This is a genomic window from Burkholderia sp. GbtcB21 (assembly GCF_019091065.1).
In the GTDB taxonomy this organism is placed as follows: domain Bacteria; phylum Pseudomonadota; class Gammaproteobacteria; order Burkholderiales; family Burkholderiaceae; genus Burkholderia; species Burkholderia pyrrocinia_C.
Map to the genome: position 1 here is coordinate 1 of NZ_JAGXKA010000018.1, position 17,090 is coordinate 17,090.

The window sequence follows — 17,090 nt, forward strand, 5'->3', positions numbered from 1 at the left end:
CCCTCTCCCGCGCCGCGTTTCCGTTAGCGCGAAAGAGGCGTGATTCTATGCACCCCGCGTCGATCGCGCAAGGGGTTCGATGCAACTTTTTTACAAAAGCCGCAATTCGGCCGTCCGGCCATGCCAGGGCACAAGACCGCTTATGGTGCAAAGAACGGACTAGAATGTGAGGTTCTTCGCCCCTTTCTATATACGTCTTTAATATGCGCCAGCGAATCGCCAAACGCCTCCCCCCCGATGCCGACAAACTGGTCGGTCTGTCGCTTGCGCTCTTCGCCTCGGGCAGCCGCATCGAGGATCGCTTCTGGGAAGCGAAGCTCGACGCGCTGCTCGCCAAGATAGTCCGCAACGGCAACCAGACTACGCTCGACGCAGCCCTCGACCATCTGCAGCAGAATCACCCCGACGCCTACGGCGCACTCGCCGACATGGCCGAGACCCACAGCGAGTCGATGGTGATCGAGCACGACGGCCAGCCGTACGATGCGCTGCTGGTCGCCGTCCCGGTTCTCGCATGGACGCGCTACATGATTCCGTCGGGCCCGCTCAAGGGCGACGTGGCCGACGCGCTGCGAACGCACCTGCAGGCTCATGTCCTTGCGAACGGCACGCTCGTCGGGCTTGCCCCGTTCCTCTACAGCATCGACCAGTTACCGCGGCATCACGTCGAGACCTACCGTCTTGCCCAGCAGCTCGCGCATGCGGCGATCGGCCAGCACACGCCCAAGCTCAGCTTCGGTGACCTGCCCGAAACCTCGCCAATCCTGGCCGACCCGCGCTTCCTGCTCGCCGTCGTCGCTGCGCCCGCCGGCGCGCCGCTGTTCCGCTGGCAGGAAGAAGAAGGCGGTAGCCGAATCGAGCGCGGTCAGTGCCTCGAACAATGGACGGCCCAGGGCGGCCCGAATCTGTCGATCGCGCTGCCTGGATGCGAGTTCGAGTGCCTGCTTCCGGACGCGTACTACTCGGCCTGCCGCGATGCGGACGAACGCATTCGTCCACACACGGTGCGAACCGCCATTCGTTATCTTTTCGACACACTTGGTACGGCACCGCAGGAGCTGCGCGCGGTGGTCGCCGGCTTCGGCGAACGCCGTATCGACGAGTATCGTGTCGGCTTCACTCGGCGTGCGAGCAACGACGTAATCTACGGCGTCGTGTGGCCGCTCTACGGCCGTGAAAACGGCGACGTGTCGATCGACAGCGCGACGCTCGAAGGCGAGGCGCCGATCGAAGGGCCGCTCGAGGAAATCGTCAGCCTGTTGAAGGAATGCGGTGTAACCGACGTCCGACGGCACGCGGGCCGCTTCGAACCCGAATACTGCGACGACTGCGGCGTGCCGCTTTACGCAGATCCGCTCGGCGAAATCGTCCACGCGGAAATGCCGGAAGACGCCTCGCCCGCCCAGCCGCACTTCCACTAACCTCTCGCAGCAGGCCCGAACGGCCTGCCCTCCCGAAGCCGCTCCCGGTTCCCGCCGGAGCGGCTTTTTTCTTGTCCTATATTCCGTCGCTCAAAATTTCAGACTTTTCCTAAGCCTTTCAGCCAAGCAGACATCGTGTAAGGTCTTTGTCATTATCGGGGCCAACGCATGCCCGACAGCAGATCAATGACCCACCCTTACGGAGGTTGAATATGCGGTTCCTGGTGCTTTACTCAGACGCCGAACGGCGTGACGGACTGAAGGCCCTGTTGCGACAGATCGACCGCCACGCCAGCATCAACGATGCACCCGACAGCTTCCAGGCGCGCCGGCTGCTGCGCACCCAGCGTTTCGACCTCGTCGTGATCGACTGGCTGGACGTCGGCCGGCTAAGCGAGCTGCAGGCACTTTGCAGCGCCTGCTCGCCGACGCCCGCGGCCGTAATGATCGACGAAGCCTCGCCGGAGGCCATCCAGCGCTTCTTCAACTATGGCGTCGCAGGCGTGATCCCGCATTCCACGCGGCCGTACCTGATCGTGCGTGCGCTCGAGATGGTGCTGCTGGGCGGACACTACATCCCGCCGATCGCGCTCCGCCTGCTGCCCTCCACAGCCGCAGCGCGCCACGAGGCCCATTTCCAGTCACTCGCCGGATCGCTGCCCCGCCGCCCGCCGAGCGGCCTGTTGTCGCCGAGGCAAGCGCAGATCATGCGCTTCGTCCACATGGGCAGCACGAACAAGATGATCGCCCGCACGCTCGGCATCAGCGAAGGCACCGTGAAAATCCACCTTGCCAGCATTTTCCAGCAGCTTGGTGCCGTCAACCGCGCCGCCGCGGTCGCGATCTACAACGGCTGGCTGTCGCCGCACCTCGAAGTGCTGCTGGCGAATCGCAACCGCACGCGCAAACCGGCCATCGGCGAGCGCGGCACCGTTCCACTACGCACGCCACGGAACGATCATCGGTACCCGTTGCCAGCCGCGCATGCCGGCACGCAGGATCTGCCGCTCGCGGCCGAGCCGCGGGCACGGTTCCGGCGCGAGCGCTAGCAGACAGTCTCGATATTGCGACGGTCGACATGTGCGGATTCCCACCTTTGATGCTCAACGAGTAATATGAACGCATGGGTTTTCTTTTCACACCGCTTCCGCTCTGGGTTGGCATCGGTGGCTGGATCGCCGCCGTGGCCCTGCTCACGCTCGCGATCTGGAATCGCCCCTTCGTGCGCCTCCAGGACACCACGCTCCAGCACGTGTGGCTCGCGCTCGTCACCGCAATCGCGGTCCTCTGGGCCTCGAATGCGTGGCTCGATGATGGCATCGTCATGCATCTGCTGGGCGCAACGCTGCTCGTCACACTGTTCGACTGGACGCTCGCGCTGATTGCGATGGGCGCCGTCACGGCGGTGGCCGCGATCATCTTCGACGCGCCGTGGCAGGGCATTGGCCTGACCTATCTGATCTACGGCGCGCTGCCTGTCGCCGTGTCGGCGTTGCTGCAGCGCGCCGCGCTCGCATGGCTGCCGCATAACCTCGCGTCGTTCATCATCGGCCAGGGATTCCTGTCGCCGGCCATCGCGATCATCGCGGTCGCAGCAGCAGCAGCCGGCGTCCAGCTCGCCCTCGCGGATGGCGTGCCTGTCGTGATTCCTGCCGGCTATCTGTTGAACACCGCGCTGCTCGCGCTCGGCGAAGCGTGGTTCACCGGCATGGCGACTGCGCTCATCGCCGTCTATCGCCCTGCGTGGGTCACGACCTTCGACGTCCGGCGCTATCGCCTCGGCGGCCCGCGCGCCTGAAACTCCTTCGGATCGAGGCACCGTCAGCACGTGCCGGCGACATTTTCCGCAGCGCGGGAGAATACGCCATCTACTGCCGCACAACTTTTTTACGCTAAGATTGAACTCCTGTTCTCAATCGGGCATCTATACGTGCCCGATGTCTCCTTCGCTCCTCACCAATAACCAGATGGACAGCTCACCTGCCTCGCTCCGGATTCTCCGGGCGCTCGGCAAGCTGGCAGCCTGTGTCGCGGGCCTGTCGCTTGCGCTTCCGACACCGGTATTCGCCGACCTGCTCGATCAGCGCTCCGAACTGATCAACAAATTCGTCAACGAAATGCATGCCGATCCGCTCGCGGCCGATTGTGCGGCGCACGGCAGCTTCATCGCCAGCACGTCGTCGGCCTTCGACCGCGTCGACTTCGCGCCGAACGCATTCGACAGCGGCAACGCGACGATCACGCCGTGGAACGACTCGTTCGACCAGGGCAAGCAGCGCGTGAAGGTCGACAACATCGTCACGGTCGACGGACTCGGCGCCCACAGCGACGGCAGCGACCCGACGCCGCTGAAATTCCGTTGCGGTTATGTCGGCCAGCAAATGCTCGCGTTCAGCTGGAACGACCCCGTTCCGCCGCTGAAGCCGCGCGTCGAGCGCTCCACGTCTTCGACGAAGAAGTTCAAGGGCAAATCGCACCGGGGCAAGGCAAAAGCGAAGGCATCGGGCCGCACCGGCAAGAAGGCCGTTGCAACGAAGAAATCAGGCGGCCAGAAGAATGCCGTGAAGAAGAAAACCGCGAAGAAGTCCTGATACGACGGAGCGGCAACGACAGAAGCAAAAAAGCCGGGGCATCCTGAGATGCCCCGGCTTTTTTCATGCGACGACGATACGCCTACGCGAACGTATCGACGTGCATCAGGATCGCGGCCAGCATCGCTGCGCCAAGCGCCGCGCTGCGCTCACCGTTCCAGCCGACACGCTCGTCGGGCAGGTTCGCGTTGTCCTTGAACGGCATCTCGAGCGTCAGCGACAGGCAGCCGAACTGGTGGCCGATGTACTTCGACGCGAGCTTGAGCGCGTCCTCCTTGTACTTGCTCGCCGCATAACCATGCTCGGTCTGGAAGTCGGGGCTCGCGACCTTGAACGCGTCGATGAACGCGGTCTGCTCCTTGCCCTGCTGCTCGGTAAAGCTCGGCAGCATCTCCGAACCGGCAACGAACACGTACGGCAGATCCTCGTCGCCGTGAATGTCGAAGAACATGTCGCAGCCGATCGCGTGGATCGCGTCGCGCACGGCCAGCACCTCGGGGCTGCGCTCGGCATCGGGCATCATCCATTCGCGGTTCAGGTTCGCACCTGCCGCATTGGTGCGCAGGTTGCCATGCACGCTGCCGTCCGGATTCATGTTCGGGACGATGTAGAACGTCGCGCGATCGTAGAGCTTGCGCGCGACCGGATCGCCGGCCCAGTCGCCCCATCCGGCCAGCCGCTTGACGAGGCCTTCGACGAACCACTCGGCCATCGTCTCGCCCGGATGCTGACGCGCGATGATCCACACTTTCTTCTTCGGCGCGCCGTCGGTTTCCGGCGTGCCGAGCGTCAGCAGCGACATCGGGCGGCCTTCGACCGTGCGGCCGAGTTCGACGACGCTTGCCTGCGGCAACTGCTGGACGGCACCGAGAAATGCCGCGTGACGCTCTTCCGAGTACGGTTCGAAATACGCGTAGTAGATGCTGTCGAACTCCGGCGTATGGTCGATAGTCATCGTCTTGCCGTCGAACGTCGTCGGCACGCGGAACCAGTCGACCCGGTCGTAGCTCGCCACCGCGCTGTAGTTGCGCCAGCCAGACGGATACGCGCATTCGGCGGCATTCTCGAACGTCATCACGCACCGCTCGCCGCGCGCGCCCGTCAAGCGGTAGTAAAACCATTGCGCGAATTCCGAGCGGCTGTCGCCGCGCACGCGCAGCCGAATCGCCGCGGGGCTGTCGCACGACACGACGCCGATTGCGCCTGCGTCGAAATTGCTGGTGATCGAAAGGGTCATCTGTTTCTCCAGTGTCGACCTGAGTTAGTGCTTCAGCATTTACTCAGGTCCCATGCAAAGCTGTCGACCGGAACGGGCGGTATACCGCTTGCCCGGCCTCATGCATGCGCCGGCCATCTCATGAACGGCCGGCATGGTCACTCGCCGACTCGCCGGCGATATACGTAAGTCGAATCGTTCGACGCGGCCGCGTCGAACGCATAGCCTTCCGTCGCAAACGCCTTCAGCGCCTTCGGCTCGGTAATACGGTTCTCGACGATAAAACGCGCCATCAGGCCGCGCGCGCGCTTCGCATGGAAGCTGATGATCTTGTAGCGGCCGCCCTTCCAGTCCTCGAACACCGGCGTGATGACAGGCGCGGCCAGCAGTTTCGGCTTGACCGACTTGAAGTATTCGGTCGACGCGCAGTTGACCAGCACGCGCGCCGAGCCGCTGCGCGTCTCGAGCTGCTCGTTCAGCGCCCGCGTGATGCGGTCGCCCCAGAACGCGTACAGATCCTTGCCGCGCGCGTTCGCGAAGCGCGTACCCATCTCGAGCCGGTACGGCTGCAGCAGGTCGAGCGGGCGCAGCAGCCCGTACAGGCCCGACAGCACGCGCACGTGCTGCTGCGCATAGTCGAGATCGGCGGACGACAGCGATTTCGCATCGAATCCTTCGTAGACGTCGCCGTTGAACGCCAGCACGGCCTGCTTCGCATTGGCCGGCGTAAAAGTCGGCGACCAGTCCGCGTAGCGCTGGAAGTTCAGGCGTGCGAGCGGATCGGAGATATCCATCAGCGTCGCGATGTCCTGCGGCGAAAGCTTGCGCAGGCCGTCGATCAGCTCGGACGCGTCGTCGACGAATGCAGGCTTCGTGTAAGACTGGACGTGCGCGGGCGTATCGTAGTCGAGGGATTTGGCGGGAGAGAGAACGATTATCATAGAGGCTCGCTGGCACGCCGTGCCTTGCGGTCAGACGAAAACCACCGATTGTAACGAATGACCAGCTCCCTCGCCCCGCACGTCGCGCACCGCGTCGTGCTCGACTCGAACGTCTGGATCGACATCCTCGTATTCGACGACCCCGCTACGCGCCCGATCCGGGCCGCGCTCGAACGCGGCGCGCTTGCCGCCGTGATCGACGGCCGCTGCCTGACCGAACTCGAGTACGTGCTCGATTATCCGCAGTTCCAGGCGCGTGCGATCGACAAGGCCGCCGCGCTCGCGACCGTCGCCCGCCTCGCGAGCCTCGTCGAGCCGCCGCCCGTCGAAGCCGACGCGCCGCCGCTGCCGAAGTGCAAGGACCGCGACGACCAGAAGTTTCTCGAACTCGCCCGAGCCGCGCAGGCCGAGTGGCTCGTGTCGAAAGACCGTGCGCTGCTGAAGCTCGCGAAGCGCACCGCACGCGACTTCGGTTTCCGGATCGCGCAACCCGCGCCGTTTGCCGAAGCCTGCGCGCTCGACGCCGCATCGACCACTCCTGCCACGCCGGCCTGACGCACGCGGCGGCACCCGATTTCGACCGTATCGATGAACGCTCCTTCAGACATGCCAACGACTCCCGTTTTCCCCTCGCGCCTGCCGAATGTCGGCACGACGATCTTCACGGTCATGAGCGCGCTTGCCGCCGAAAAAGGCGCCGTGAACCTCGGCCAGGGCTTCCCGGATTTCGATTGCGATCCGCGCATCGTCGATGCGGTCGCGGCCGCGATGCGCAACGGGCACAACCAGTATCCGCCGATGGCCGGTGTCGCACCGCTGCGCGACGCGATCGCCGACAAGATCGCGCACGTCTACGGCCGGCGCTACGATCCGGCCGCCGAGATCACGGTGACGGCAGGCGCGACGCAAGCGCTGCTGACGGCAATCCTGTGCGCGGTGCATCCGGGCGACGAAGTGATCGTCGTCGAACCGACCTATGACAGCTATCTGCCGTCGATCGAACTCGCAGGAGGCAAGCCGGTATTCGTCACGCTGGAAGCGCCCGACTACGCGATCCCGTTCGACCGTCTCGCGGCCGCGATCACGCCGAAAACGCGCATGATCCTGATCAACACGCCGCATAACCCGACGGGCACCGTGTGGCGCGAGGCGGACATGCGCAAGCTCGAGGAGATCGTGCGCGGCACCAACGTGCTGATCCTGTCGGACGAGGTCTACGAGCACATGGTCTACGACGGCGCGCGCCACGAGAGCGTCGCGCGCTATCCGGAACTCGCCGCACGCAGCTTCATCGTGTCGAGCTTCGGCAAGACCTATCACGTGACGGGCTGGAAGGTCGGCTATGTCGCGGCGCCTGCCGCGCTGACCGCGGAATTCCGCAAGGTCCACCAGTTCAACGTATTCACGGTGAATACGCCGATGCAGATCGGGCTCGCCGATTACCTGCGCGACCCGGCACCGTACCTGACACTCGCCGGCTTCTACCAGAAGAAACGCGACTTCTTCCGCGCAGGCCTCGAGCGCACGCGCTTCAAGCTGCTGCCATGCACGGGCACGTACTTCCAGTGCGTCGATTACTCGGCGATCAGCGACCTGCCCGAAGCGGAATTCTCGAAGTGGCTCACGTCGGAGATCGGCGTGGCCGCCATTCCGGTGTCGGCGTTCTATCACGAGCCGCACGAATCGGGTGTCGTGCGTTTCTGTTTCGCGAAGCAGGAAAGCACGCTCGCATCCGCACTCGAACGGCTCGCCCGACTGTAAGTCCCGCGCGGGCGGCCGCGCGCCGCCCTGCCGGGAAATCGCGCTTACGAACGCGCACCGCTCGTCGCGTCGACATACGCCTTGCGATCGGCTGCCACGCGCTGCGCGGCGGCACGCTCACCGACCTTCTTCGCATGAGCCTTCCAGTCGATGCCTGCATCGAGCAGGAAGTCGCGTCCGAACACGGCCTTCGTCGCCATCCCGATGACCGGCAGATGGATCGATGCGGCGATGTCCGCGAGGCTGAACGACTCGCCGAGCACGTACGGCGAAAACTGCGTCATCTGCTTGAACGCATCGATCGCGCGCGGCAGGCGCTTCTCGACGTGCGCCTTCATCCCGTCGCTGACCTTGCCGCCGAAAAACGCTTCCGTATAGACCTCGCGTGCCATCCATTCGAGATACAGCTCGAGTGTCTCGACCAGCTCGCGCACCTTCGCCGCCGCGAACGGCCCCGCAGGAAAAATGGCTTTCTCGGGATAGCGCGCCGCCAGGTACTCGATGATCACCTGCGACTCGAACAGCGCGCCCTCTTCGGTCTTCAGGAACGGGATCTTGCCGAGCGGCGAATCGGCGAGCTGGGCCGGATCGCAGATCGGCAAACTGCACACCGACTCCTCGAACGGAATGTCGTGCTCGAGCAGGACGAACTTCACCTTGTTGTAATAGTTGGACAACGGAATACCGCACAGCTGTAGCATCGGAGTCTCCTTCCTTGCGAGAGCGCGGCCGCAACGATGCCGGCCGCACCGGGATTCATCGCGCTGAAAAGCACGTTCGTGCTAGTCTAAAACAGTTTCACGTCCGTCACGACAACATTACATCCGCTGCGGCAGCAGCGCTGCCGGTCCGCGCGACGCGCGCAGCGCCGCAGCCTCGCCATCCGATGGAGACACGCTCGCATGAGTGCTGAACTGCTGGCCTCGCGGCCGCCCGAGAGCGATTCGACGCTCGTCCTCACGCTGTCCAATCCCGGCGCGCGCAACGCGCTGCATCCCGACATGTACGCGGCCGGCGTCGAAGCGCTCGCCACTGCCGAACGCGATCCCGGGATTCGCGCGGTCGTACTGACGGGTGCCGACCGCTTCTTCTGCGCAGGCGGCAACCTGAACCGGCTGCTCGACAACCGCTCGAAGGATCCGTCCTGCCAGGCCGACAGCATCGATCAGCTCGGCGCATGGGTGACGGCGATTCGCGAATCGACGAAGCCGGTGATCGCGGCGGTCGAAGGCGCCGCGGCCGGCGCGGGCTTCTCGCTCGCGCTTGCGTGCGATCTGATCGTCGCCGCGCACGACGCGAAGTTCGTGATGTCGTACGCGCGCGTGGGCCTGACGCCCGACGGCGGCGGCTCGTGGTTCCTCGCGCGTGCGCTGCCGCGTGCGATCGCGGCCGAGATCCTGTTCGAAGGCAAGCCGGTCGCGGCCGAACGCCTGCATGCGCTCGGTGTGGTCAACCGGCTCGCCGTGCCCGGCGCAGCGTTGGACGACGCGCTGACATGGGCCGACGCACTCGCCGGCATCTCGCCGAACGCACTCACGCGCATCAAGTCGCTGCTCGACGTTGCGACGACTCAGCCGCTAGAACCGCATCTCGGTACCGAGCGCGATCATTTCGTCGCCTCGCTGCATCACGCGGACGGGCTCGAAGGCATCACCGCCTTTCTCGAGAAACGCCAGCCGCGCTACAAGCGCTGATCCGCGTCGGCCGACGACGGCCGTCCGACGAAGATCGTGCACGGCGACTACCGGCTCGACAACCGGATCTTCCATCCGCACGAACCGTGCGCGCCCGCCGTGCTCGACCGGGAACTGTCGGCACGTCGGCGATCATCTCCCGTTTGCCTGCGCGTACGCATCGGCGGGCATGTTCCCGTCGCCAGCGGCCCGTGTCGAACCATGCTCTAATGACCGCCTGTCGCGGCGCGCTGCCGGCGCCGTTTTCGCGCATGCAACCAAGGAGTTGACGATGATCGACGTCTACAGCTGGGCGACCCCGAACGGCCACAAGGTACATATCATGCTCGAGGAAACGGGCCTCGCCTACCGTGCACTTCCGGTCGATATCGGCGCAGGCGACCAGTTCAAGCCCGAGTTCCTGAAGATCAGCCCGAACAACAAGATTCCGGCGATCGTCGATCCTGACGGCCCCGGCGGCAAGCCGATCTCTCTGTTCGAATCGGGTGCGATCCTGATCTACCTCGCGGAGAAGACCGGCAAGTTCCTGCCGACCGATCCGGCCGCGCGCTATGCGACGCTCGAGTGGCTGATGTTCCAGATGGGCGGTATCGGCCCGATGCTCGGGCAGGCGCACCATTTCCGCCTGTACGCGCCGGAAAAGATCGAATACGCGGTCAACCGCTATACGAACGAAGCGAAGCGCCTGTACAACGTGATGGAAAAGCGCCTCGGCGAATCCGAATATCTCGCGGGCGACGCGTACACGATCGCGGACATTGCGACGTTCCCGTGGACGCGCTCGTGGCAGAACCAGGGCATCGTGCTCGACGAGTTGCCGAACGTGAAGCGCTGGCACGATGCAATCGCCGCGCGACCGGCCGTGCAGCGCGGCGTCGAAGTACTCGCGTCGATGCGCAAGGCGCTGCAGGACGACAAGGCACGCGAGGTGCTGTTCGGCGCGATGCAATACGCGAAGCACTGACCCGTGCGTGACGGGCGGAGCGGCATCCGTGCATGCCGCCCCGCGCGTCAGAAGTAATGCAGCGTGATGAATTCCGCCGCGCAAACAAGCAACGGCGCGTCGGGACGCTCGGCCTGGATCGACACCGACCATGTCACCTGCACGCCGCCCCGCGCGACCTCGGCGGTTTCCTTCACCGCGAACAACGCGCGCACGCGCACACCGACCGGCACCGGCTTCAGGAACCGCACGCGGTTCAGTCCGTAGTTCACGCCCATCTTCTGCTCGAAGCGCATCGCATCGGTCATCAACGCGGGAATCAGCGACAGCGTCAGGAACCCGTGCGCGATCGGCCCGCCGAACGGCGACTCGCGCCGCGCGCGTTCGGGATCGACGTGAATCCATTGATGATCACCTGTCGCGTCGGCGAAGCCGTCGACGCGATGCTGGTCGATCGCGATCCAGCCGCTCGCGAGCGGCTCCTCGCCGATACGTGCCTGCAACGCCTGCGCCGACGCGATCAACGGCAATGTCACGTCGGTCATGCGTTCGTGCCTCGCGGATCGCGCAGCCCGAAAATCACCTTGGAATGCACGGTGATCACCGTCTCGCCGCTACCGTTGATGCCGATCCACTCCGTCGACACGATGCCGCGATCGGGCTTGCTCTCCGAGACGCGCTTGTCGTGGATCTTCTGGTGCATCGTGATCGTGTCGCCGGCGCGCACCGGCTTGAGCCAGCGGATCGAGTCGATGCCGGGCGAGCCCATGCTGGTCGAGTCCGGCCCGAGCTTCTTGATGAGCAGGCTCATGAACACCGAGCACGTGTGCCAGCCGCTCGCGACCAGTCCGCCGAACGGCGACGCCTTCGCGGCCTCCTCGTCGAGGTGGAACGGCTGCGGGTCGTAGCGCTGCGCGAACGCCTTGATGTCGTCGGGCTCGAACGTGTAGCTGCCCACTTCGATGGTGCTGCCGACCACCAGATCTTCGTAACTGATACCCACTTGTGTGTCCCCTTGTCTGACGCGCTCGCGCGTCGCCGTCATGCCGCGTCGGCCTGCGCGAAATCGGGCAGCGCCGCAATGCGGGCAAGATGATGATCGGTGTCGCCGAGCGTCGTCTCGATGATCGACAGCCGCTTGAACAGGTGCGCGGCGGCAACCTCGTTGGTCACGCCCATGCCGCCGTGCAACTGGACGGCCTGCTGACCGACGAAGCGCGCGGCCGCGCCGACGCGCGCCTTCGCGGCCGACACGGCCTTGCGTCGCGCATCGGCGTCGCCGCCCGCATAGCGCACCGCGGCCAGGTAGGTCAGCGAACGCGCCTGCTCGGCATGGATCAGCATGTCGACCATCCGGTGCTGCAGTGCCTGGAAACGCGCAATCGGCACGCCGAACTGCTCGCGCGTTTTCGTGTATTCGACCGTCGCGCGATTCAGTTCGTCGAGCGCGCCGACCGCTTCCGCGCACAGCAGGAACGTCGCGTAATCGGCAATCTGCTCGAGCGCCGCAGCGTCGCGCGCGCCGCCTGTCAGCAGTCGGGCCGGCGTTTCGTTGAACTCGATCGTTGCCGCACGCTGGCCGTCGATGGTCCGGTAGTCGACCACCTTCGCGTTCGCCGCATCGCGTTCGACGACAAAGAGGCCGATGCCGCCGTCGTCGACACGCGCAGGCACGATCCACGCGTGCGCCTGTGCGCCATGCTGAACGACCGACTTGGTGCCGGTCAGCCGATGCGTGCCGCCCTGCTCGCGTGCGTGCGTATCGAGCTCGAACAGGTCATAACGCGCATGCGGTTCGTGGAATGCGACCGCCAAGCGCTTCTGCCCCTGCGCGACTGCCCCCAGTAATGCGGCATCGTCGCCTGCGCCGGACCCGGCGATGCGCAATGCCTCGACGCCGACCGCCGTTGCCCAGTACGGCTCGATCACGAGCGCGCGGCCGAGCTCCTGCATCGCAACCAGCATGTCGACCGGGCTGCCGCCGAACCCGCCCTGCGCATCCGGCACGGGCAGCGCGGTCAGCCCCAGCTCGGCGAACGCGCTCCATTGCGTATCCGACACGCCCGTGTCGCTGCGCACGATCGCCTGGCGCGCATCGAAACCGTATTGCTCGCCGAGATAACGGCGCAGCGCGTCGGCGAACTGCTGCTGCTCATCGGTAAAGCTGAAATCCATGGTTGTCTCCGCTTCCGTACCCTGTTCACAGGCCCAGAATCATCTGCGCGATGATGTTCTTCTGGATCTCGTTCGAACCGCCGTAGATCGACGTCTTCCGATAATTGAAGTAGTACGCGGCGAGCGGCGCCGCATCGTCGTCGCCCGCGATGCTGTGCTCGCGTTCGCCATTGAGGAACGGTACGTCGAACGGTGCGGCGAGCGGGCCGATCGCGTCGAACATCAGCTCGGTGAGCGCCTGCTGCACTTCGGTACCCTTGATCTTCAGCATCGACGCCTCGGGGCCCGGCCCCTTGCCGCTCGTCTCGCGGCTGACGACGCGCAGCACCGTCACCTCGAGCGCCATCAGCTCGACTTCGAGCGCCGCGACCTTCGCGGCGAACACGGGGTCGGCGAGCAACGGCTTGCCGTTCTTGCGCTGGTTCGACGCCACGCGCTTCAGGAACGCGAGTTCGCGCTTCGACGCGCCGACACGCGCGATGCCGGTGCGCTCATGGCCAAGCAGGTATTTCGCGTAGGTCCAGCCGCGGTTCTCGTCGCCGACGAGATTCTCGACCGGCACCTTCACGTCCTCGAAGAACACCTCGTTGACCTCGTGGTCTTCGTCGAGCGTGATGATCGGCCGCACCGTGATGCCGGGCGTCTTCATGTCGATCAGCAGGAACGAGATGCCCTCCTGCTTCTTCGCGGCCGGATCGGTGCGCACGAGGCAGAACATCATGTCCGCGTACTGGCCGAGCGTCGTCCAGGTCTTCTGGCCGTTGACGACGTAGTGGTCGCCCTGGCGCTCGGCACGCGTGCGCAACGACGCGAGGTCGGACCCGGAACCCGGCTCCGAATAGCCCTGGCACCACCAGTCGGAGCCGTCGAGAATGCGCGGCAGATAGTGGCGTTTCTGCGCTTCGCTGCCGTATTTCATCAGCACCGGCGCGACCATCGACACGCCGAACGGCAGCACGGTCGGCGCGCCGATCCGCGCGCACTCCTCATCCCAGATATGTCGCTGCGTCGCGTTCCAGCCCGGGCCGCCGTATTCGGCCGGCCACGCAGGCGCGGACCAGCCGCGCTGGCCGAGAATCCGGTGCCAGCTCGCGAAATCCTCGCGGTCGAGTCGTTTGTGATCGAGTACTTTGGCGCGCAGTGCGTGAGGCAGGTTGGCCTCGAGCCAGGCGCGGACGTCGACGCGGAACGCGTCGTCGGCGGGGGAATAATCCAGATCCATGCGCAGTGTCTCCTGTCGACCAGAGTTAGTGCTTTAGCACTTACTCTGGTCCCATGCTTCGCGGTCGACCGGAGCTAGCGCTTCAGCACCTGCTCAGGTCCCATGCAAGGCTCGCCGCGGCCGTCCGGCCCGGCAAGGACCCACTGCGTACGTCATTGCAGCGGTTCTTTCAGCGCGGCAGGAATCGGCAGCGGCATCACGTCGATGCCTTCTTCGACCAAGGATTGCGCATCTTCCGGTGTCGTGACGCCACGGATGCTGCGTGCCGGCGCCTCGTTGTAATGGATGCGCCGCGCTTCCTCGGCGAAGCGCTCGCCCACGTTCTCGGTCTTCTCCAGCACCTCGCGCAGCGCGCGCAGCACCTGCGCCTGCAGCGCACGCGGATCAGCCGGCTGGGCCTGCGTCGCGCCTGACAGATTCAGGCGCGGCGCCGACGGCAGACGATTGACCTCGGTCGTCCCGCACACCGGACATTCGACCAGCTTGCGGGACAACTGCGCTTCGAATTCATCGGCGGAAGCGAACCAGCCTTCGAACCGATGACCGTGCGGGCACTGTAAATCGAGGACCTTCATGCTGAATCAGGGCGTGTGACGAGTGTAGCGCAAATAGCGGTTTTGTGAACGATCGTGCTAAACCACGATCGCGCGACGCGAAAGCGCCGTGTCATCGGATTGTAACGCGGCGCCCCACACGCCGCTGACGCCGCGCTCAGGGCGTCAGGACCGGCCCGAGCGGCCAGGTGCCGGACAGCACCTTGTCGAGCCACATCGTGCCGATGATCGTCTTCACGTCGGTGATCTGCCCGGTGCGCACCCATTCCTGCAGGTCGGATTGCGTGGCGGTGAAGGTTTCGAGGAATTCGCCTTCGTCGAGCTTGCGCTCGCCGGCCGTCAGCCCGCGCGCGAGATACAGGTCGATGAATTCGGTCGAATAGGAAATGATCGGGTGAATGCGGGCCAGGAACACGTATTCGCGCGCCGTATACCCCGTTTCCTCGCGCAGTTCGCGCACCGCGCACGCAAGCGCGCCTTCGTCCGGATCGAGCTTGCCGGCCGGGAATTCGGCCATCACCTTGCCGATCGGGTAGCGATACTGGCTTTCCATCAGCACGCGGCCGTCGTCGAACAGCGGGATCACCATCACCGCGCCCGGGTGCTGGACGTATTCGCGCGTGGCCTTCTTGCCGTCCGGCAAACGGACGGTATCGCGCTTGAGCTTGAGGAACGAGCCGTCGAAGATCGCCTCGCTTTCGAGGCAGGTTTCGGTCAGTGCGGCGTCGTGATTGGGTAGTTCGGCCATCGGCGGCTCCAAGATTGAGCACGACGGACGGCCGAAGCCGTCAGCGTCGTTTGACGAGATACTGGAACGTGAAGCCGGGAAACGCGAACACGATGAAAAGACTGAACGTGATCGCGTAAAACTGCCAGCCCTGTTCGAAGCGGTTGCCGGCACGCGACTCGAGCCAGAAGCCGAGCGCGCCGACCACGAAGTACAGCACGATCAGCTCGCCGATCCGCACCCACGCACTCTTCTTCGCCGCGCCGAACGGCACGACGGCGAAGAGGCGTTGGTTCAGGAACGGCAGGTTGGCGCACACGAGCGCCAACAGCACGATAAACCAGCCGGCTGCCGACATTACAGCGGCAGCGTGTGACGGATCGCCTGCAGGCACGCCGTCAGCAGCGGGCTCGGGATCAGGCCGAGCACGACGACCGCCAGGCCGTTCAGCACGAGGATCGTGCGCTTGCAGATATCGCCCGAGATCGGCGTCGAATCCTGCGGTGCATCGAAGTACATCAGCTTCACGATGCGCAGGTAGTAGAACGCGCCGAACAGCGACGTGATCACGGCCAGCACGGCCAGCCACGTGAGGCCCGCGTTGACGGTTGCCTCGAGCACGGCGAGCTTCGCGTAGAAACCGACGGTCGGCGGGATGCCTGCCAGCGAGAACATCATGACCATCATCACGAACGCGAACACCGGGCTGCGCTTGTTGAGGCCCTTGAAGTCGTCGATCGTTTCGGCTTCGAAATCGCGGCGCGCGAGCAGCATCACCACGCCGAACGAGCCGAGCGTCGTGATCAGGTAGACGATCGCGTAGAACATCGCCGAGCTGTATGCGTTCGCCGGTGCCGCCGCGTCGCCCTTCACGATGCCCGCGAGCAGGCCGAGCAGCACGAAGCCCATGTTCGAGATCGCCGAGTAGGCGAGCATCCGCTTGATGTTGCGCTGGACGATACCCGTGATGTTGCCGACGATCAGCGACAGCGCGGCGAGGATCACGAGCGCGGTCTGCCAGTTCTGCGCGAGCGGCAGCAGGCCCATCACCAGGAACCGCAGGCCCCACGCGAACGCGGCAACCTTCGGGCCGCCGCCGACGAACAGCGTCATCGCGGTCGGTGCGCCCTGGTAGACGTCCGGCACCCACATGTGGAACGGCACGGCGCCGAGCTTGAACGCGATACCGGCGACGATGAAGACCACGCCGAACATCAGCACGGCTGCGTCGGTGTTGCCGCCGACCGCCTTGTACACCTCGCCCAGCTCGAGCGAGCCGGTCGCACCGTAGAGCATCGAGATGCCGTACAGCACGAAGCCCGACGCAAGCGCGCCCAGCACGTAGTACTTCATCGCGGCTTCGCTCGACTGCGGGGCATCGCGGCGCAGCGCGATGACCGCGTACAGCGACAGCGACATCAGTTCGAGACCGAGGTACAGCGTCAGGAAGTTGTTGCCCGACACCATGACCAGCTGGCCGAGCAGCGAGAACATGCCGAGCAGGAACACGTCGCCGCGGAACATGTCGCGATCTTCGAGGTACTTGCGCGAATAGACGAGCGAGACCGCGAAACCGAACGACACGACGGCCTTCATCGTGCTCGCGAACGAGTCGACGACGACCATCTTCGAGAAGAAGTAGTACTGCTGCGGGTCGAGCGCCTGCACCGCAAACCACACGCCGGCGACGACCGACGATACGACCGCGATCAGATAGGTCAGCCGGCGGCCGGAAGCACCGGTAAAGGTGTCGTTCAGCCATGCGACGACGATGGCGGCCATCACCAGCGCGTCAGGCAACAGGACATTCATAGGAGCGTTTTGCATGATCTTGATTTCCTCCGC

General features: G+C 64.9%; 19 protein-coding genes. 8 read left to right on the forward strand and 11 right to left on the reverse strand.

Annotated elements, in window-relative coordinates; all coding sequences use genetic code 11:
* Nucleotides 1-203: 203 nt before the first annotated feature.
* The 4 genes from KVT39_RS30585 to KVT39_RS30600 all read left to right on the forward strand — a co-directional run bounded on the left by KVT39_RS30585 (nucleotide 204) and on the right by KVT39_RS30600 (nucleotide 4,012).
* The gene (locus KVT39_RS30585; protein WP_072440672.1) at nucleotides 204-1,421 is read left to right on the forward strand and encodes a DUF2863 family protein; all 1,218 of its coding nucleotides are present in this window, start codon (nucleotides 204-206) and stop codon (nucleotides 1,419-1,421) included.
* A gap of 212 nt (nucleotides 1,422-1,633) precedes the next feature.
* On the forward strand, nucleotides 1,634-2,470 hold the full coding sequence (locus KVT39_RS30590) for a response regulator transcription factor (RefSeq protein WP_034184910.1): 837 nt from the start codon (nucleotides 1,634-1,636) through the stop codon (nucleotides 2,468-2,470).
* A 74-nt stretch (nucleotides 2,471-2,544) separates the two neighbouring features.
* Entirely contained in the window at nucleotides 2,545-3,219 is a 675-nt protein-coding gene (locus KVT39_RS30595) for an energy-coupling factor ABC transporter permease (protein ID WP_217590883.1), read from the forward strand.
* Between the two features lie 139 nt (nucleotides 3,220-3,358).
* The gene (locus tag KVT39_RS30600; RefSeq protein WP_105393866.1) at nucleotides 3,359-4,012 is read left to right on the forward strand and encodes a BspC domain-containing protein; all 654 of its coding nucleotides are present in this window, start codon (nucleotides 3,359-3,361) and stop codon (nucleotides 4,010-4,012) included.
* 82 nt (nucleotides 4,013-4,094) lie between these two features.
* Here the strand turns inward: KVT39_RS30600 and KVT39_RS30605 are convergent, their stop codons facing one another.
* Complete coding sequence (locus KVT39_RS30605) at nucleotides 4,095-5,249, reverse strand: M14-type cytosolic carboxypeptidase (RefSeq protein WP_217590884.1); 1,155 nt, start codon at nucleotides 5,247-5,249, stop codon at nucleotides 4,095-4,097.
* 137 nt (nucleotides 5,250-5,386) lie between these two features.
* The gene (gene yaaA / locus KVT39_RS30610) at nucleotides 5,387-6,169 is read right to left on the reverse strand and encodes a peroxide stress protein YaaA (protein ID WP_105393868.1); all 783 of its coding nucleotides are present in this window, start codon (nucleotides 6,167-6,169) and stop codon (nucleotides 5,387-5,389) included.
* Between the two features lie 57 nt (nucleotides 6,170-6,226).
* Here yaaA and KVT39_RS30615 point away from each other — a divergent pair, with 57 nt between their 5' ends.
* The gene (locus KVT39_RS30615; RefSeq protein WP_034184905.1) at nucleotides 6,227-6,724 is read left to right on the forward strand and encodes a putative toxin-antitoxin system toxin component, PIN family; all 498 of its coding nucleotides are present in this window, start codon (nucleotides 6,227-6,229) and stop codon (nucleotides 6,722-6,724) included.
* 33 nt (nucleotides 6,725-6,757) lie between these two features.
* Complete coding sequence (locus KVT39_RS30620) at nucleotides 6,758-7,930, forward strand: pyridoxal phosphate-dependent aminotransferase (RefSeq protein WP_217590885.1); 1,173 nt, start codon at nucleotides 6,758-6,760, stop codon at nucleotides 7,928-7,930.
* 44 nt (nucleotides 7,931-7,974) lie between these two features.
* Here the strand turns inward: KVT39_RS30620 and KVT39_RS30625 are convergent, their stop codons facing one another.
* A complete protein-coding gene (locus tag KVT39_RS30625; RefSeq protein WP_131947265.1) occupies nucleotides 7,975-8,631 on the reverse strand; it encodes a glutathione S-transferase in 657 nt (218 codons plus the stop codon).
* 201 nt (nucleotides 8,632-8,832) lie between these two features.
* Between KVT39_RS30625 and KVT39_RS30630 the strand changes: the two genes are divergently transcribed.
* Nucleotides 8,833-9,624, forward strand: coding sequence for an oxepin-CoA hydrolase, alternative type (locus tag KVT39_RS30630; protein WP_217590886.1), 792 nt, complete (start codon nucleotides 8,833-8,835; stop codon nucleotides 9,622-9,624).
* A gap of 271 nt (nucleotides 9,625-9,895) precedes the next feature.
* The gene (locus KVT39_RS30635; RefSeq protein WP_034184921.1) at nucleotides 9,896-10,588 is read left to right on the forward strand and encodes a glutathione binding-like protein; all 693 of its coding nucleotides are present in this window, start codon (nucleotides 9,896-9,898) and stop codon (nucleotides 10,586-10,588) included.
* 47 nt (nucleotides 10,589-10,635) lie between these two features.
* Here KVT39_RS30635 and KVT39_RS30640 read toward each other — a convergent pair whose 3' ends face one another.
* The 8 genes from KVT39_RS30640 to nuoN all read right to left on the reverse strand — a co-directional run bounded on the left by KVT39_RS30640 (nucleotide 10,636) and on the right by nuoN (nucleotide 17,057).
* Nucleotides 10,636-11,112 carry a MaoC family dehydratase gene (locus tag KVT39_RS30640; protein ID WP_131947263.1) on the reverse strand — a complete coding sequence of 159 codons (477 nt, stop codon included), beginning with the start codon at nucleotides 11,110-11,112 and terminating at the stop codon, nucleotides 10,636-10,638.
* The gene (locus KVT39_RS30645; protein WP_034184920.1) at nucleotides 11,109-11,570 is read right to left on the reverse strand and encodes a MaoC family dehydratase; all 462 of its coding nucleotides are present in this window, start codon (nucleotides 11,568-11,570) and stop codon (nucleotides 11,109-11,111) included. The genes KVT39_RS30640 and KVT39_RS30645 overlap by 4 nt, the downstream gene beginning before the upstream one ends.
* 38 nt (nucleotides 11,571-11,608) lie before the next feature.
* Nucleotides 11,609-12,742, reverse strand: a complete 1,134-nt coding sequence (locus KVT39_RS30650; protein ID WP_217590887.1) for an acyl-CoA dehydrogenase family protein — start codon at nucleotides 12,740-12,742, stop codon at nucleotides 11,609-11,611.
* Between the two features lie 25 nt (nucleotides 12,743-12,767).
* Nucleotides 12,768-13,964 (reverse strand): acyl-CoA dehydrogenase family protein, encoded by a 1,197-nt coding sequence (locus KVT39_RS30655; RefSeq protein ID WP_034184899.1) that lies wholly within the window; start codon nucleotides 13,962-13,964, stop codon nucleotides 12,768-12,770.
* Between the two features lie 152 nt (nucleotides 13,965-14,116).
* Entirely contained in the window at nucleotides 14,117-14,539 is a 423-nt protein-coding gene (locus tag KVT39_RS30660) for a DUF1178 family protein (protein WP_131947260.1), read from the reverse strand.
* 136 nt (nucleotides 14,540-14,675) lie between these two features.
* Nucleotides 14,676-15,266: an NUDIX domain-containing protein gene (locus KVT39_RS30665; RefSeq protein WP_034184897.1), complete on the reverse strand. Its 591-nt coding sequence runs from the start codon at nucleotides 15,264-15,266 to the stop codon at nucleotides 14,676-14,678.
* Nucleotides 15,267-15,306: 40 nt separating this feature from the next.
* Entirely contained in the window at nucleotides 15,307-15,603 is a 297-nt protein-coding gene (locus KVT39_RS30670; RefSeq protein WP_034184896.1) for a DUF2818 family protein, read from the reverse strand.
* Nucleotides 15,603-17,057: an NADH-quinone oxidoreductase subunit NuoN gene (gene nuoN, locus KVT39_RS30675; protein ID WP_034184895.1), complete on the reverse strand. Its 1,455-nt coding sequence runs from the start codon at nucleotides 17,055-17,057 to the stop codon at nucleotides 15,603-15,605. Before nuoN ends, KVT39_RS30670 begins: the two co-directional genes overlap by 1 nt.
* Nucleotides 17,058-17,090 lie beyond the last annotated feature (33 nt).